This is a genomic window from Exiguobacterium sp. KRL4 (assembly GCF_001870785.1).
Lineage (GTDB): Bacteria > Bacillota > Bacilli > Exiguobacteriales > Exiguobacteriaceae > Exiguobacterium_A.
This window is the reverse complement of sequence record NZ_MOLV01000014.1, coordinates 13931-27940: the sequence shown is the minus strand read 5'-3', so window position 1 is coordinate 27940 and position 14010 is coordinate 13931. Positions and strand designations below refer to the sequence as shown.

General features: G+C 50.4%; 17 protein-coding genes and 1 pseudogene. 2 read left to right on the top strand and 16 right to left on the bottom strand.

Annotated features, from left to right (window positions below; genetic code table 11):
* Positions 1-422: 422 nt before the first annotated feature.
* From BLD48_RS10300 to BLD48_RS10240, 12 genes and pseudogenes are all read right to left on the bottom strand, one after another.
* Entirely contained in the window at positions 423-1340 is a 918-nt protein-coding gene (locus tag BLD48_RS10300) for a proline dehydrogenase family protein (RefSeq protein WP_026830075.1), read from the bottom strand.
* Positions 1341-1424: 84 nt separating this feature from the next.
* Positions 1425-2183 (bottom strand): TVP38/TMEM64 family protein, encoded by a 759-nt coding sequence (locus BLD48_RS10295; RefSeq protein WP_236629995.1) that lies wholly within the window; start codon positions 2181-2183, stop codon positions 1425-1427.
* Positions 2096-2761: a PAQR family membrane homeostasis protein TrhA gene (trhA, locus tag BLD48_RS10290; protein ID WP_071500147.1), complete on the bottom strand. Its 666-nt coding sequence runs from the start codon at positions 2759-2761 to the stop codon at positions 2096-2098. Before trhA ends, BLD48_RS10295 begins: the two co-directional genes overlap by 88 nt.
* A gap of 223 nt (positions 2762-2984) precedes the next feature.
* Positions 2985-3600, bottom strand: a pseudogene (gene hisIE, locus BLD48_RS16510) (bifunctional phosphoribosyl-AMP cyclohydrolase/phosphoribosyl-ATP diphosphatase HisIE).
* Positions 3597-4346, bottom strand: a complete 750-nt coding sequence (gene hisF / locus BLD48_RS10275) for an imidazole glycerol phosphate synthase subunit HisF (protein ID WP_014971134.1) — start codon at positions 4344-4346, stop codon at positions 3597-3599. The pseudogene hisIE and the gene hisF overlap by 4 nt, the downstream one beginning before the upstream one ends.
* On the bottom strand, positions 4340-5044 hold the full coding sequence (gene hisA, locus BLD48_RS10270; protein ID WP_071500141.1) for a 1-(5-phosphoribosyl)-5-[(5-phosphoribosylamino)methylideneamino]imidazole-4-carboxamide isomerase: 705 nt from the start codon (positions 5042-5044) through the stop codon (positions 4340-4342). Before hisA ends, hisF begins: the two co-directional genes overlap by 7 nt.
* A complete protein-coding gene (gene hisH, locus BLD48_RS10265) occupies positions 5017-5604 on the bottom strand; it encodes an imidazole glycerol phosphate synthase subunit HisH (protein ID WP_071500140.1) in 588 nt (195 codons plus the stop codon). Before hisH ends, hisA begins: the two co-directional genes overlap by 28 nt.
* Positions 5601-6182: an imidazoleglycerol-phosphate dehydratase HisB gene (gene hisB, locus BLD48_RS10260; protein WP_012371230.1), complete on the bottom strand. Its 582-nt coding sequence runs from the start codon at positions 6180-6182 to the stop codon at positions 5601-5603. The genes hisH and hisB overlap by 4 nt, the downstream gene beginning before the upstream one ends.
* Positions 6155-7126 carry a pyridoxal phosphate-dependent aminotransferase gene (locus tag BLD48_RS10255; protein WP_071500139.1) on the bottom strand — a complete coding sequence of 324 codons (972 nt, stop codon included), beginning with the start codon at positions 7124-7126 and terminating at the stop codon, positions 6155-6157. The genes hisB and BLD48_RS10255 overlap by 28 nt, the downstream gene beginning before the upstream one ends.
* On the bottom strand, positions 7126-8343 hold the full coding sequence (gene hisD, locus BLD48_RS10250; protein WP_071500138.1) for a histidinol dehydrogenase: 1218 nt from the start codon (positions 8341-8343) through the stop codon (positions 7126-7128). The genes BLD48_RS10255 and hisD overlap by 1 nt, the downstream gene beginning before the upstream one ends.
* Positions 8343-8951: an ATP phosphoribosyltransferase gene (gene hisG / locus BLD48_RS10245; RefSeq protein WP_071500137.1), complete on the bottom strand. Its 609-nt coding sequence runs from the start codon at positions 8949-8951 to the stop codon at positions 8343-8345. The genes hisD and hisG overlap by 1 nt, the downstream gene beginning before the upstream one ends.
* Entirely contained in the window at positions 8952-9773 is an 822-nt protein-coding gene (locus tag BLD48_RS10240; RefSeq protein ID WP_026827608.1) for an ATP phosphoribosyltransferase regulatory subunit, read from the bottom strand.
* Positions 9774-9904: 131 nt separating this feature from the next.
* Here BLD48_RS10240 and hisJ point away from each other — a divergent pair, with 131 nt between their 5' ends.
* The gene (gene hisJ / locus BLD48_RS10235) at positions 9905-10699 is read left to right on the top strand and encodes a histidinol-phosphatase HisJ (protein WP_083412302.1); all 795 of its coding nucleotides are present in this window, start codon (positions 9905-9907) and stop codon (positions 10697-10699) included.
* A 142-nt stretch (positions 10700-10841) separates the two neighbouring features.
* On the opposite strand, the gene hxlB is transcribed toward hisJ, so the two are convergent.
* Together hxlB and hxlA are read right to left on the bottom strand one after the other, a co-directional pair.
* Entirely contained in the window at positions 10842-11390 is a 549-nt protein-coding gene (gene hxlB / locus BLD48_RS10230) for a 6-phospho-3-hexuloisomerase (RefSeq protein ID WP_071500136.1), read from the bottom strand.
* Positions 11391-12026 (bottom strand): 3-hexulose-6-phosphate synthase, encoded by a 636-nt coding sequence (gene hxlA / locus BLD48_RS10225; protein ID WP_026827605.1) that lies wholly within the window; start codon positions 12024-12026, stop codon positions 11391-11393.
* 204 nt (positions 12027-12230) lie between these two features.
* Here hxlA and BLD48_RS10220 point away from each other — a divergent pair, with 204 nt between their 5' ends.
* Positions 12231-12596 carry a winged helix-turn-helix transcriptional regulator gene (locus BLD48_RS10220; RefSeq protein ID WP_026827604.1) on the top strand — a complete coding sequence of 122 codons (366 nt, stop codon included), beginning with the start codon at positions 12231-12233 and terminating at the stop codon, positions 12594-12596.
* Positions 12597-12651: 55 nt separating this feature from the next.
* Here BLD48_RS10220 and BLD48_RS10215 read toward each other — a convergent pair whose 3' ends face one another.
* Positions 12652-13161, bottom strand: a complete 510-nt coding sequence (locus BLD48_RS10215; protein WP_071500135.1) for a GNAT family N-acetyltransferase — start codon at positions 13159-13161, stop codon at positions 12652-12654.
* A gap of 167 nt (positions 13162-13328) precedes the next feature.
* Positions 13329-13838 carry an AAA family ATPase gene (locus BLD48_RS10210; RefSeq protein ID WP_236629996.1) on the bottom strand — a complete coding sequence of 170 codons (510 nt, stop codon included), beginning with the start codon at positions 13836-13838 and terminating at the stop codon, positions 13329-13331.
* Between the last annotated feature and the right edge of the window lie 172 nt (positions 13839-14010).

Below are 14010 nucleotides of genomic sequence, written 5' to 3'. Positions count from 1 at the left end.
GCTAAGTTGACATCTATGGGGACGCAAGCCGCGCCCATCTAGCGATGACCGGGTCTTGCCTGTCCCTGACGGAAGCAAGCTTCCTTTTCCCGTAGAAGTCGAGTGGACACGTCTTTTTGCTGATAAAACCCATTCAACGCAATCGTTCATCTGCTCACACGTATCAAGTAGAAAAAATCACTCAATTCATGCAACTCCTACAGGAAAAAGCGCATTTTTTTGCGCTGTCAGAGACAAACAAGACCCGACTTGCGAATAGCAAAGTCTGGCTTGTGTCTCGCCTGAGGAAAGTGCATGAATAACGAGTGATTTCTTTTGAGTCTCCCAGCCATATTGGCTACAAAAAGCACGGGAAGAGAAAAATCTTTCAAATTGTAAAACAAAAAGATGAAGCCATGACAGCTCCATCTCACGTTTCCCTATTAACCTTTGACCATGCCTTTGAGGACAAATGCCACGTTCGCCGGACGTTCCGCTAAACGACGCATAAAGTAGCCGTACCAGTCACGACCATACGGAACGTAGACCCGAACTTTATAGCCGAGCTTCACGAGTTCAAGCTGTCGCTCGACACGGATGCCGTACAGCATCTGGAATTCGAACTTGTCGTTGCCGATGCCATTGTCTTTCGCATAACGGATGATTTGTTCAATCATCGCATCGTCATGCGTCGCTACTGCAGCATAGTTACCAAGTGATAGTTGCAGTTTTACGAGCTTGATGTAGTTATGATCCACATCTTCTTTTTCCGGGAAGGCGACCGTTGCCGGCTCTTTATACGCGCCTTTAACGATCCGTAAGTTCGTCTCGAATCGTCCGACACGTTTGATGTCGTCTTCCGACCGGTACAAGTACGACTGAATGACCGTCCCGATGTTATCAAATGACTGACGTAATTCTTCGAACAGTTGAATCGTCTTTTCACAACGCGGCTCGTCTTCCATGTCGATCGTGACAAAGACACCAACTTCTTTTGCCCGTGTTAAGATCCGTTCCATGTTCGAACGAATCAATTCATCCGAGATATCGAGACCGAGCGACGTCAATTTCAGTGAAAGTTGCGAGTCTAATTTCTCTTCCGCAATCATTTCTACCGCACGAATACATTCCTGAGTCATCATTTCCGCTTCTCCGACGGTCGAGATGAACTCCCCGAGGTGATCCATCGTGACGCACAATCCTTTTGCATTTAAGTCCTGAATCGCACGTTTCGAAGCTTCAAGTGAATCCCCCGCGACGAAGCGACCTGCACCGAATTTCAGACCATACCGTTTCGCCAGACCATTCAATGTCTTATTTTGCGATAAAAAGATAAAACCATCCCGTAATACTCGTTCCATCACTCATTACTCCCCCTAAATAAATGCTAGGCTGTTTTACCATGTCGGTTCACATCTCTGCATTCATATTATGACATAAAGCGCTTACACGTGCTCATTGTTTTGTTTTTTCCGAAGTTTACGTTGTGCAAAAAATCCAACCATAAAAAATAAGAGGTATAGGAAAATCGCAAAGAAAAACTGCCAGGAAAATGGATCACGTAAACTTGCGCCGATGTTGTTGTAGACAAAGGCACCCGGAATGATGCCGAGGTAACTCGCAAGCGCAAACTGTCTAAATTTAATTTTTGATAGACCTGACGCGTAACTGATCGCATCAAACGGAAAAAATGGAATCAGCCGGACGATCAAGACGACGACAAATCCGTTCGTCGCAATCCGTTCATCAAGTGCCGTTAACTTGCCGGTACCGATGATTTTTTCAATCCCGCGCCGACCGAGCAGGCGCGCGATCCAAAAGCTCAGTAAGCTGCCGGTCCCTGCACCAATGACGTCCAAAATCGTTCCCAGCCATGGTCCATATGTATAGCCGCCAAAAACGGTCAACAGGCTCGCCGGGAAAAAGACGAGCGGACGGATCGTATAGGCTAATATGTACAGCAACATGCCGAAGGCTCCCTGCTGACGAATCCAGTCAGACAAGGCTTGAATATCAAACTGCTCCATCATTCCCGAAAAGCGGAAATACAGGAGCAGTCCAACACCCATCAGCATGTAGAGTGTAAACGGGAGCCAGTCCCGTAACTTGAGCTTCTTCAAGACAGCGGTGCGGATGCCGGTGCGACGTAATAGAAAATCGACAGGAAAATCAAGATGCTGCCGGCGAGTACAAACAGATGCCAAATTGCGTGATTGTAAGGCAAGCGTGCCCAGACGTAAAAGATGACACCAAGTGAATAGGCGAGTCCCCCACCAAGCAGGAGAAGGAATCCTTGTAAACCAAGCGCTTCATACATCGGTTTGATCGCGAATAGACAACACCAGCCGAGAATCAAATACGAGGCGTTCGAAATCCAGACGTGTTTTCCGGTCGAATACAGTTTCCAAATGATGCCGAGCGTCCCGACTCCCCAGACGATCCCGAGCAACGTCCAGCCGAGTGGTCCGCGTAACGTAATCAAGGAAAACGGTGTATAACTCCCGGCAATCAATAAGTAGATTCCCGCGTGATCGAGGATCTGCAGGACTTTATTGGCTTTTGTATGCATCAGCGAGTGCATCAGCGTCGAGAACAGATACAGTAAAATCATCGTTGCACCAAAGATGCTGACGGCCGTGATGTTCCAAACACTACCCGACTTCGAGGCTTGCAGGACAAGCAGGACCAAGGCGACGATACTAAAGATGACACCGAGACCATGGGTAATCGCACTGGCAATCTCTTCTTTTAACGAATCACCTTTCGCCAGCAACTCTTCAATCGTTTCCTTTGATTGTTCTTTGATCGTTTGCGTGATTTCTTTTTTCGTGATCAAGATGACACCTACTTTCTAGACAAACAGACTATGCTCTTGATTATACGCCCGCTTTCTATTAAATGCCTATCAAAATGTTCTGACGATTTGATGACACTTCCTTTACTTGTTTTCCCGTTTTCCCAACAAAAAAACTCTACATCCCGTTTTAGGAATGCAGAGCCATTGCTTACCACTGTTCGATATCCGGTCGATCTTTGAACGTCGACTTTGTACCGTGGCGTTCGTTCAAGACGGCTTCGACTTCTGTAAACGAAACACCCCGGTCAGCGAGTAGCACCGTCAGATGATACAGCAGATCCGCTGTCTCTTCCGCGAGCGTATCGTCTCCCGCGAGGACAACTTCAAACGCTTCTTCGCCAAACTTCTTGGCAATTTTTTCACGCCCGGCTTTGACCAGGTAGTTCGTATAAGACGCCTCATCTTGTGACGCGATTTTGTCTTTTACCGTGCGTTCGAGTTCATGTAACATGCGGCACCTCCACTTCTGTATAAAAACATGTCCGATTGCCGGTATGGCACGTCGGTCCGTTGGCTTTGACGGTGATCAACAGACTGTCCTGATCACAGTCAATCCACATACGGCGTAGTTCGAGCGTATGCCCGCTCGTCTCGCCCTTCGTCCAAAGACGGTTTTTCGTCCGTGAGAAAAACGTGACGAGTCCGGTCGCAAGCGTCTTGTCATACGCCGCCTGATCCATGAAGCCGACCATCAGGACATCGTTCGTCGTCTCATCTAAAATCACGGCCGCGACGAGTCCTTTGGAAAAATTCAATTCGATCATCGGACGTCGACTCCTCTCGCTTTCAGGTAATCCTTCGTCTCCGGCATCGTATAGGTCGCTTCGTGGAAAATCGATGCCGCGAGCGCCGCATCAGCTCCCGCTTCGAGGCCTTCCGCCAAATGTTCGAGTGTCCCGACGCCACCGGAGGCGATCAACGGCACGTTGACGACTTCCCGCAAGCGTTGGATCAATTCCAAGTCGTAGCCGTCCTTTGTTCCGTCTGCATCCATCGACGTGACGAGCAGTTCACCGGCTCCAAGCGAGACCGCTTCCTGCGCCCATTCAATGGCGTCTCGTCCGACGGCTTGTGTGCCGCCGTGCGAAAAGACACCCCACGAGTCACCTGTCCGCTTGGCGTCGATCGCGACGACCGTCGCCTGAACACCAAACAAACGGCTGATGTCTTGAATCAGTTGCGGATTCTGTAACGCCGATGAGTTGAGCGACACTTTATCGGCACCGGCGCGGATCAACCGTTTCGCGTCTTCAAGCGTCTTGATGCCCCCGCCGACCGTAAACGGCATATAGATGACTTCCGCCACACGCTCGACGATATCGAGCATCGTGTCGCGTCCTTCTTGCGTTGCCGAGATATCAAGTAACACCAGCTCATCGGCCCCTTGTTCGTAATAGTATTTCGCGACGGCGACGGGATCGCCGAGGTCGCGCAGATTTTGAAACTTCACGCCTTTGACGACGCGCCCCTCCTTGACATCGAGGCAAGGAATGATCCGTTTCATCAACATACGCGAAGCACCTCTTTCAACGACAATGAACCGTCGAGCAAGGCACGACCGATGACGGCACCGTCCATCCCGATCTCTTTTAAGCGGGCGACGTCTTCGACTGTCGTCACACCACCGGACGCAATCAGTTCGACACCGTCCCGTTTCAAGCGGTCGAGTCCGTCAACATCCGGTCCCTGCATCATCCCGTCGCGGGAGATGTCCGTGTATAAAAACGTCTTGATGCCTTTTTGAATCAAGTGTTCGATCGCCCGGTCAAGTGTCCAGTCACTCGCTTCGAGCCAGCCACGTGTCTGGACGATGCCGTTTTTCGCGTCCAAGGCAACTGCCAACTTATCACCGGCCCGCTCAATCATCTGCTCGAGCAAAGCTTCGTCTTCGAGCGCGACCGTTCCGATCAAGATCCGATCAATCCCGGCGCCAACGTACGCTTCGACCGTTTCGATGTTACGGACGCCGCCGCCGGCTTCGACAAACAAACCGGTTTCTTTTTTGATGTCCGCGATCAGGCTCAAGTGAAGCGGTTCACCGGCTTTTGCCCCATCGAGATCAATCAGGTGAATCGCTGTCGCACCATCCTCTTTAAACCGTCTGGCAATCGTCAACGCATCCCCAAAAAACGTCTGCTGTTGAAAATCACCTTGTTTGAGCCGGACGGCCTGTCCGCTCATTAAATCGATTGCTGGGTAGAGTTGCATGTCGTCTCTCTCCATTCCTTAAGTAATTTCAATCCAACTTCGCCACTCTTCTCCGGGTGGAACTGCATTCCTGTCACCAAGTCCTTTTGGACGATGGCCGGGACGAGTCGTCCGTATTCGACCGAGTCGACGATCCAGTCCGGTTCACAGACGGCACCGTACGAGTGAACGAAATAGACAGCTTCGCCATGGTTCGTCAACTGGTGCCAGCCCATATGCGGCAAGCGGACGTCACTCGGTAACTTTTCGACCGTTCCCGGTAAAATGCCGAGCCCTTGCGTCTGTCCGTCTTCATCACTTGATTCAAACAACAGTTGCATCCCGAGACAAATCCCGAGGAATGGTTTTTTCGTCGCTTGTTCCTGTAAGAACGCAATCAATCCTGTCTCTTCTAACCGGGCCATTGCCGGAGCATAGGCACCGACACCCGGTAAGACGAGCGCTTCCGCCTGTCCGAGCAGTTCTTGGTCACTCGTGACGATGACGGCTTCCCCGAGCTCTTTTAACGCCCGTTCGATGTTGGCGATATTGCCGACACCATAATCTACGATCGCGATCATTGGTCAATCAGTCCTTTCGTCGACGGGACGCCATCACCGGTTACGGCAACCGCTTGACGGACAGCACGACCCAGTGCCTTGAACAGTCCCTCAATCATATGGTGGGTGTTCGATCCGTAGAGGACTTGGGCATGAATCGTCATCCGGGCACTGCGGGACAAGCCTTGGAAAAACTCTTCCGCCAGTTCCGTATCAAAATCGCCAAGCTTCGGATTTTTGAATTCGGCGAGGAACACCGTATACGGACGACCGCTGAAGTCGAGGACGACCGAGGCAAGCGTCTCATCCATCGGCACACGCGATTCACCGTACCGTTCGATACCGGCTTTGTCGCCTAACGCTTCCGTCAAGGCCGCCCCAAGGACGATGGCCGTATCTTCAACCGTATGGTGGGCATCGATCCAGAGATCGCCCTTCGCTTCGATGACAAGACCGATCCGGGCCTGGAAGGCAAACAATGTCAACATGTGGTCAAAGAAGCCGACCCCTGTCTTGATCTCAACCGGTCCGCCACTGAGGTCGACCGCCACCTTGATTTCTGATTCTGAACTTACTCGTTCACTTGTCCCACGACGCATTGCAGTTCCTCCTCTACACATTTCTCTAAGATTTCCATCGCTTCCTTCGAGCCGCAACTGACGCGGAAGGCTCCGTCAAACAAACGGATCCGCAGTCCGGCTTTGGCACAACGTTCGGTGAAGCGCTCGTTTTCCTCGTATTCAACGTAAACAAAATTCGCAGCACTCGGATACGTTCTGCCAAGCGGTTCAACCAGACGGGCAATCGTGTCCCGGCTCGCAAACGTCTCTTCCAAGACGAGATCCAGCTCCGGCTCGGCCATGATGGCGATCCCGACCGCAGCCGAGAGTCCGGAGACGTTATACGGGGACTTAATCGATTCGACTTCGGCGACGACCTGTTCACTGGCAATCAGGAAGCCGAGTCGCAGTGACGCGAGACCAAACGCTTTCGACAACGTCCGGAGAATGATCGCGTTCGGATATTCGTCGAGCAGACCGACCATCGACTGCTCAAAGGCAAAGTCGATATAGGCTTCATCAATCACGACATATTTTCCACTGTCGAGCAATCGGCGGACATCCGCTTCTTTCCGTAAGATCCCCGACGGATTGTGCGGGTGACTGAGGAAGATGATATTGCCTGGTGCAGCAAGTAATCCGTCGACATCGAGTGCCATCCCGTCAAGCAACGGGACTTTACTGAACTCAGCCCGTGCGCGGTCGGCATAAAACTGATACATGACGAAGTCCGGTTGCGAGGCGATGACCGGTGACTCTGGACCGGCGTAGCGAGCACAGAGGTAGCCAATCAGTTCGTCGGAGCCGTTCCCAGCAACGAGTTGCGTCGGACGGACACCGGCGTATGCGCTGTAAGACGCTTTGACTTGATCGATGACTTCGACCGGATATTCATTGATGGGAAACGTCTCGACGAGTTGTTTGATCGTCTCGATTCCGGTGCGACTGTGTGCCGTAAACCGTTCATTTTGGTGTAATCGCATCAGTTCTCCCTCACTTCTATCGCTTGTGCGTGTGCTTCGAGTCCTTCGACCCGAGCGACCGTTTTTGCGGCATTGGCTAGTCGGGCGACACCTTCCCGTGTCGCTTCGAGCAGCGTCTGGTGACGTAAGAACGTTCGTGCCGATAAGCCGGACGCAAAGCGGGCTGTCCCGGACGTCGGTAAGACGTGGTTCGTCCCGGCGACATAATCCCCAAGTGTTTCCGGTGTTTCGTGTCCGAGGAAAATCATCCCGGCGTGACGGATCAACTTGACAACCTCTTGCGGGTTCGCGACGGCGAGCTCCAAGTGTTCAGCCGCTAAGCGGTTCGCTTCTGCAATCGCTTCATCGAGTGAAGCAACGAAGACGCCGCCGTTTTCCATCGCCCGGCGTGCAATCTCTTGCCGCGGGAGTACTGACAAGCGGCGTTCGAGTTCCTCGTCGACGTCACGTTTCATTGCTTCCGTCGGGACGAAGGCAATCGCGACCGCGTCACGATCGTGTTCTGCTTGTGCGAGTAAATCGGCGGCAATCCGGTCCGGATGCGCCGTCTCATCAGCAATGACGACGACTTCTGACGGTCCCGCGACCGAATCGATGCCGACGATGCCGTAGACTTGGCGCTTCGCTTCGGCAACAAACCGGTTGCCCGGTCCGACGATCAAATCAACCGCTTGAATCGATTCCGTTCCGAACGTCAACGCAGCGACGGCTTGGGCGCCGCCGATCGTATAGATTTCCGTTACACCGGCAATTTTTGCAGCGACCAACACTTCTGTGCTCAGTCCAGTGACTGGTGTTACCATGACGATCCGCTCGACGCCGGCGACTTTAGCTGGAATCGCGTTCATCAGGACGGTCGACGGATAACTTGCTGCTCCACCTGGAACATAAATTCCGACCGAGTCAACCGGAACAAACCGTTGGCGACGGGTGATGTCCGCTTCGACGAGCTCGATGTCAGACGGCAATTCCTGTTCGTGCCACTCGGCGAGTCGGGTCGCCATCAGTTTTAACGAGTCGACCAGATTCGGATCAGCTTGATCAAACGCTTCCTGGATCTTCGTTTCATCCAAACGGAAGTCTGTCAAATCAACGCGGTCAAATTCACTGGTGTAGCGACGGACGGCCGCATCGCCGTCGTTTGCCACTTGTTCCAAAATCGACCGGACGGCTTGCTCCGTTTCGCGGTCGACACTGAAGTTTTTTGTCGTTGCCATTACCGTGTCACTCCTTCTGTCAGCTGTTCGAGTAATTGAATCACTTCGACGCGTTTGCGTTTCAGCGTCCACTCGCTTGTAAAGAACCGGGCATTGATATCGATGATTTTTTCATATTCGTTGAGACCGTTCGCCCGGAGTGTTTCACCCGTTTCGACGATATCGACGATCGCATCGGCAAGTCCGAGCAATGGTGCCAGTTCAACCGAACCGTTCAGCGGCACGATATCGACATCGACACCGAGTTCACTGAAGTAACGTTTCGCGATGACCGGATATTTCGTCGCAATCCGGACCCGGCGTCCGCCTTCGAACTGTAACGGTTCTTTCGCACAGACTGACATTCGGCAGACTCCGAATGGCAATTCTGCCAGTTCCGACAATTCCTGATCCGATTCGAGCAGGATGTCGCTGCCGGTGATCGCGACGTCGAGGACGCCTTGCGCGACGTACGGAATCAAATCCGATCCTTTCATGAAGACGAATTCGTGTTTTCCGCGCTTGACGATCAATTCACGTTCGATCGCCCCCCACGTTTCAACGCCTGCTTCTTTTAAATACCGTTCCGTTGTTTTCGACAGCCGGCCTTTCGTAATCCCAATCCGCATTTAGAGCACCTCCGCGAGTCGTTCGACGGAAAATCCAATTCCGAACGCTTGTTGTTCCTGACCAAATTGTTCGTACAGCCGGTCGTATCGTCCTCCGACCAACACCGGCTCGGTCACACCTTCGATGAAACCGTGAATCGTCACACCATCGTAGTATGTCTGCAGCCCCATCTGTCCGAAGTCGAGATCGGCATTGACGGCGTCTGCTAAATCGATGACGGCATTTAAGCGGGTTTCGTCAACATACGGCAAGATCTGTTCCGCCCCTTCCCGACCAAACAAGAGCGGGAGTTTGGCGAGCAAGGCATCATCGAGTTCCCGGGCAATCCGTTTCAGTTCGATGACATTCCGTAACCGCAGCATCTGCGTCACTTGATCCCGCAGGTGGTGATCACCGACCCGCGTTTCAATCAAGTGTTCAATCAGTCCGGCATCGCCGATCGACAACGTCACTTCTTTACCGGTTAATTCCTCGATCAGGCGGACACCGAGTTGGATCGCTTCGACCTCGGCGATCACGCCCCGTTCTTCAAAACCAACTTGGAACTTTTCTTCCGGCTGGAAGACGGAACCACTGTAAAAGACACGTTTATATTGTTCTCGGCCCCGCTCACTGAGCGCCCGCGCGACACTTGTCGTAAAATCCATCCGAATTTGTTCCCGACCACCGACTTCTTCAATTAAAGGGGTGATTAATCGGGTATAGTTAGATTGTTCGAGTCCATCCTCGAGTTGGCGGATGACACGTTGCAGGCGTTCAGCTGATTGCCCGACGTAGTCCGTCGCCCCGTCTTTGAGTCGAATCGTAGAAAATGATTGCATTTCGCCACTCCTTTATCTTGTTATCACTGTACCACGCTAAATTATTTATCGATAAGATACCTTTTTTGTGGCCCGATTGTCAATCCTTTTGCCTGTTTTCGCACCGAAAAAAACATATTGGAGGTTTTGTCATGCAATTGATCAAATGGGACGGTCACGTCCACAGCCCGTATTGTCCGCACGGAACACAGGATCCACTCGAAGCGTATATCGAACGCGCCCTGTTACAAGGTCTCGAACGGATCAGCTTCACCGAGCACGCCCCGCTTCCGAAAGGACTCGTCGATCCGGCACCCGACAACGATTCTGGGATGTCGTTCGCGACAGCCGAACGCTACATTGAAGAGCTGAAGACATTACGCGACACATACAAAAACGACATCGACATCCGGATTGGAATGGAGTTTGATTACTGGGAGCATGACGTCGACGGCACGCGCGACATCATCGCCCGCTATGGTCCCGAGCTGACGGACGGCATCCTGTCACTCCATTACCTTTGGATCAATGACCGCTATTACATGGTCGACTTCAGCAAGGAAAGTTTTGGTGAGATCGTCACGGCGACGGGCAGTGTCACGGCGGCTCACGAACGCTATTACGAAGGCATCCAGGCGCTCGTCATGACGAACCTCGGGACGCATCAACCAAAACGCCTCGGTCACCTGACGTTGCCGACAAAATTCATCCAAGCCTATCCGCTCGAACAGACGCCGGCGAACCTCGACGAGACGGTCCGTAAAATCCGCCAGGCGGACTTTACGCTTGATCTCAATACAGCGGGACTGCGCAAACCGTTATGCGGTCTTTCCTATCCTTACCCGGAACTCCTGCAACTCACGCAGTCTTTAGGGATCCCGCTCGTTTACGGATCGGATGCGCATCTCGCGAAAGACGTCGGTGCTGATTTTGATATGAAATGGTGAGAAATTAGATATGTAAAAAAAAATCGCTCGTTTTCACCTACTCTGTCAGGAGTTGCGTGAAACGGGCGATTCTTTTTTATGATAAACAATAAAAAAGACCGGCAAACGTGTCGCACACGTCTACCGGTCTTACGATTTCTTTTTATTCCAAATTAGCATGTTTGCCGTACATCGTTTTTGAATCAAGTTGTTTCGCCGCCATGATGTGGAGAATCAACGCATCGTAGAACAGCAACATCGTTTGTTCAAACAATGATCCCATCGGCTGAACCGTTTCGTCCGCTGTGGCTGTCCGCTCTTTCGGCACTCCCGGCAGCTTGACGGTTAAGTCTGCTAACTTCGCCAGTGTCGACGTCGGCTCAATCGTGACGACAGCGACGGTTCCACCGATTTGTTTTGCTTTCTCGACGATCGGGACGAGTGTTTTCGTCTCACCGGATCCTGATCCGATGATCAACAAGTCTCCTTCACGCAAATTCGCTGTGACCGTCTCACCGACGACATATGCATCAAGTCCCATATGCATCAGACGCATGACAAACGCTTTGCCCATTAAGCCGGAGCGACCGGCTCCAGCGAGAAAGATGCGGTCTGCCTTTAGAACGGCTTCAGCGAGTTGCGTCGTCTCGGCTTGATCAATCGCTTCGACCGTCGACGTCAACTCTTGTAAAATCGTTTGAATAGGTGTCATTTACGCCTCTTGCAGCATCCGACGCATCGTTGACGCTGTTCCTTGTTTGTCGTCTTGTCCGGTAATTCCGCCACCAACGATGATGAGGTCTGGGCGTGCTGCGATAACTTCCGGTAATGTCTCCATCTTGATGCCACCCGCAACTGCTGTTTTTGCGTTTTTAACAACTGATTTGATTGTTGCGAGATCTTCGAACGAGTTTTGACCGACGGCTTGAAGATCGTAACCTGTGTGGACACAGATGTAGTCAACACCGAGTTCATCAAGTTCTTTCGCACGTGTCGCGATATCTTTGACAGCGATCATATCAACCAAAATCTTCTTGCCTGATTTTTTCGCTTCTTCAACGGCACCTTGGATCGACATATCTTCGGCTGCTCCAAGAATCGTCACGATGTCGGCACCGTGTGCGACAGCTTGACTGACTTCATAGCCGGCAGCATCCATGATTTTTAAGTCAGCGAGAACTGTTAAGTTCGGGAATGCCGCTTTCATTTCTTTAACGGCGCGAAGCCCTTCGTTGATGACGACCGGTGTCCCGATCTCAACGATATCTAAGTTTTCTTCGCCAATTTCTTTGACTAAAGCGATGGCACCTGCTGTATCTACTAAATCAATTGCTAATTGTAATTTCATGATCTATCTCTCCCATTCTTCTCTCTATTTATGGATCCTGGCACTTCCTTCTGACGTTCGTGAAGGAACATGACTAAATATAATCCTCATAGACGAACTTGGGAAGTACGCACTTTTAATTTACATAGTGTGGTTTTTCATACATAGTGCGGAAAAGTATACTGTCGATGACAAGAGGTCTATACTGAAAAAGGAGGTGGGACGATGCCACATTTTGAAGACCGGCAGTTTAACTGTGAAAAAGAATTGACCCTATCGATCATCGGGGGCAAATGGAAGATGCTGATTCTTTGGCACCTCGGTAAAGAAGGCACCAAACGCTTCGGAGAGCTGAAAAGTCTGATGCCCGGCATTACGCAACGGATGCTCGTCAATCAGTTACGGGAGCTGGAAGACCACCATATCATCCACCGGGAAGTCTATCCGGTTGTTCCGCCGAAGGTCGAATATTCGTTGACGCCACACGGCCACAGCCTGATGCCGATTTTAGACGCGATGTACGACTGGGGTAAGGATTATGCCAAAAATGTCCTCGAAGTTGAATTTGAACAACAAAAATTATCCCAATAAAAAAGATGCTCGTCTGTCCCATCTCAATCTGAGAGGAGGCAATCGAGCATCTTTTTTAGATTTCTTCTGCTGTAAATATTTTCGACATCGCCAGTTCGTCGACGTACTCGCCGTCAATCAACAAAGAAGCAATCCGCGTGCCTTCAATATTGAAGCCGAACTTATGATAAAGCTCGATTGCCCGCAGGTTATCTTTCCGGACTGTCAGTTCGAGCCGGACGAGTCCCGCTTCAACGGCAAAGGTATCGACTGCTTCGAGTAATCCGGCACCAAGACCTTGACCAGTATAGGCATCCAGCAAACCGATGACAAGGTTTGCCCGATGACGGATTCGACTTGGTTTTCCACCGACGACCAACACATAGCCGACGAGTTGCTCATCGACATCGACAACGAAGATATCCGAGTTCGCGGCCTGACCAAATCGTTCAATGAAGGCTTCCGCCTGCTCCGTCGACATGCTGCGTTCTTCCGGTTCATACAACATATATTTCGTTTCCCGATCAATCCGTCGCATCAAATCTGATAAGGCCTTTCCGTCCATCAAGGTGGCACGTCGTATCATAGATGTCAGCTCCATTTCCATAAAACATAATATGAAAAAATTAGTTCTTTTAGTGTACCTGATTAAAACGTAACCCTTTTGGAAATCTTGGATTGCTCTGCACTACATTTCTAATCAACAAAGATGTCGTTTAAGTAGTATACGCGTAATCCGGTACATTCCCCTTTTTATGAACAGGACGATTCTTTGATTTGATGAAGAATTAAGTCCACGATGTCTTGTTGACTCATATCGATGGTGAGCATCATTTCTCCGTTTATCCCTAACTGATCACTCGGAATCCACCAGGTATTTAAACGTTCTTCCCCAAACTCTTTTGCAGAAGAACGTAACTTATGTCGCTCGACCGTTTCTGTAAAAGGTAAATCAAAGTAATAGGCATAGACATGATGATCAAAGTAGTCAACGAGATCAAGTAGTAATTCTTCATAAACTTGTTTTTTCAATATCCCCTCTAAAATAACCACTTTGCATGTACCTTTACCGAACTCCGTAATTCTTTTGAGCAGCTCGATTGACATATTCCCCTGCAAATCCGGTACCATCAACATCTCGCGACGCACAATATCCTGTGAAACCACTAGTGTTTCTTCCCCTAAATTTTTTTGAAGTAATTTTGCAATTGTTGTTTTCCCGCTTCCAGAATTACCACGTAAAATAATCAATTTCGTTTCGATTTTGATCAGACCTCCAAAATAAAATTTAAGTTTTTGAAATTCGCTAATTACAATTTGACAACAAACCCTCATTTCGTTTCTGAAATGAGGGTTTGTCAATAAACTATACCTTTGATAAAAAGTAAGCTTTATTTTACTATATTTCATTTAATTTTAACCTACTGACTGCTTT

Bases quoted from the DNA above. Each gene is read 5' to 3' on its own strand.
- BLD48_RS10300 (WP_026830075.1), bottom strand. From the start codon at position 1,340: ATGGAACGAGTATTACGGGATGGTTTTATCTTTTTATCGCAAAATAAG.
- BLD48_RS10220 (WP_026827604.1), top strand. From the start codon at position 12,231: ATGCCACATTTTGAAGACCGGCAGTTTAACTGTGAAAAAGAATTGACC.
- hisB (WP_012371230.1), bottom strand. From the start codon at position 6,182: ATGCGTCGTGGGACAAGTGAACGAGTAAGTTCAGAATCAGAAATCAAG.
- hisJ (WP_083412302.1), top strand. From the start codon at position 9,905: ATGCAATTGATCAAATGGGACGGTCACGTCCACAGCCCGTATTGTCCG.
- hisD (WP_071500138.1), bottom strand. From the start codon at position 8,343: ATGGCAACGACAAAAAACTTCAGTGTCGACCGCGAAACGGAGCAAGCC.
- BLD48_RS10255 (WP_071500139.1), bottom strand. From the start codon at position 7,126: ATGCGATTACACCAAAATGAACGGTTTACGGCACACAGTCGCACCGGA.
- hisF (WP_014971134.1), bottom strand. From the start codon at position 4,346: ATGTTGATGAAACGGATCATTCCTTGCCTCGATGTCAAGGAGGGGCGC.
- hisH (WP_071500140.1), bottom strand. From the start codon at position 5,604: ATGATCGCGATCGTAGATTATGGTGTCGGCAATATCGCCAACATCGAA.
- BLD48_RS10215 (WP_071500135.1), bottom strand. From the start codon at position 13,161: ATGATACGACGTGCCACCTTGATGGACGGAAAGGCCTTATCAGATTTG.
- hxlB (WP_071500136.1), bottom strand. From the start codon at position 11,390: ATGACACCTATTCAAACGATTTTACAAGAGTTGACGTCGACGGTCGAA.
- hisG (WP_071500137.1), bottom strand. From the start codon at position 8,951: ATGCGGATTGGGATTACGAAAGGCCGGCTGTCGAAAACAACGGAACGG.
- hisA (WP_071500141.1), bottom strand. From the start codon at position 5,044: ATGCAACTCTACCCAGCAATCGATTTAATGAGCGGACAGGCCGTCCGG.
- hxlA (WP_026827605.1), bottom strand. From the start codon at position 12,026: ATGAAATTACAATTAGCAATTGATTTAGTAGATACAGCAGGTGCCATC.
- BLD48_RS10240 (WP_026827608.1), bottom strand. From the start codon at position 9,773: ATGCAATCATTTTCTACGATTCGACTCAAAGACGGGGCGACGGACTAC.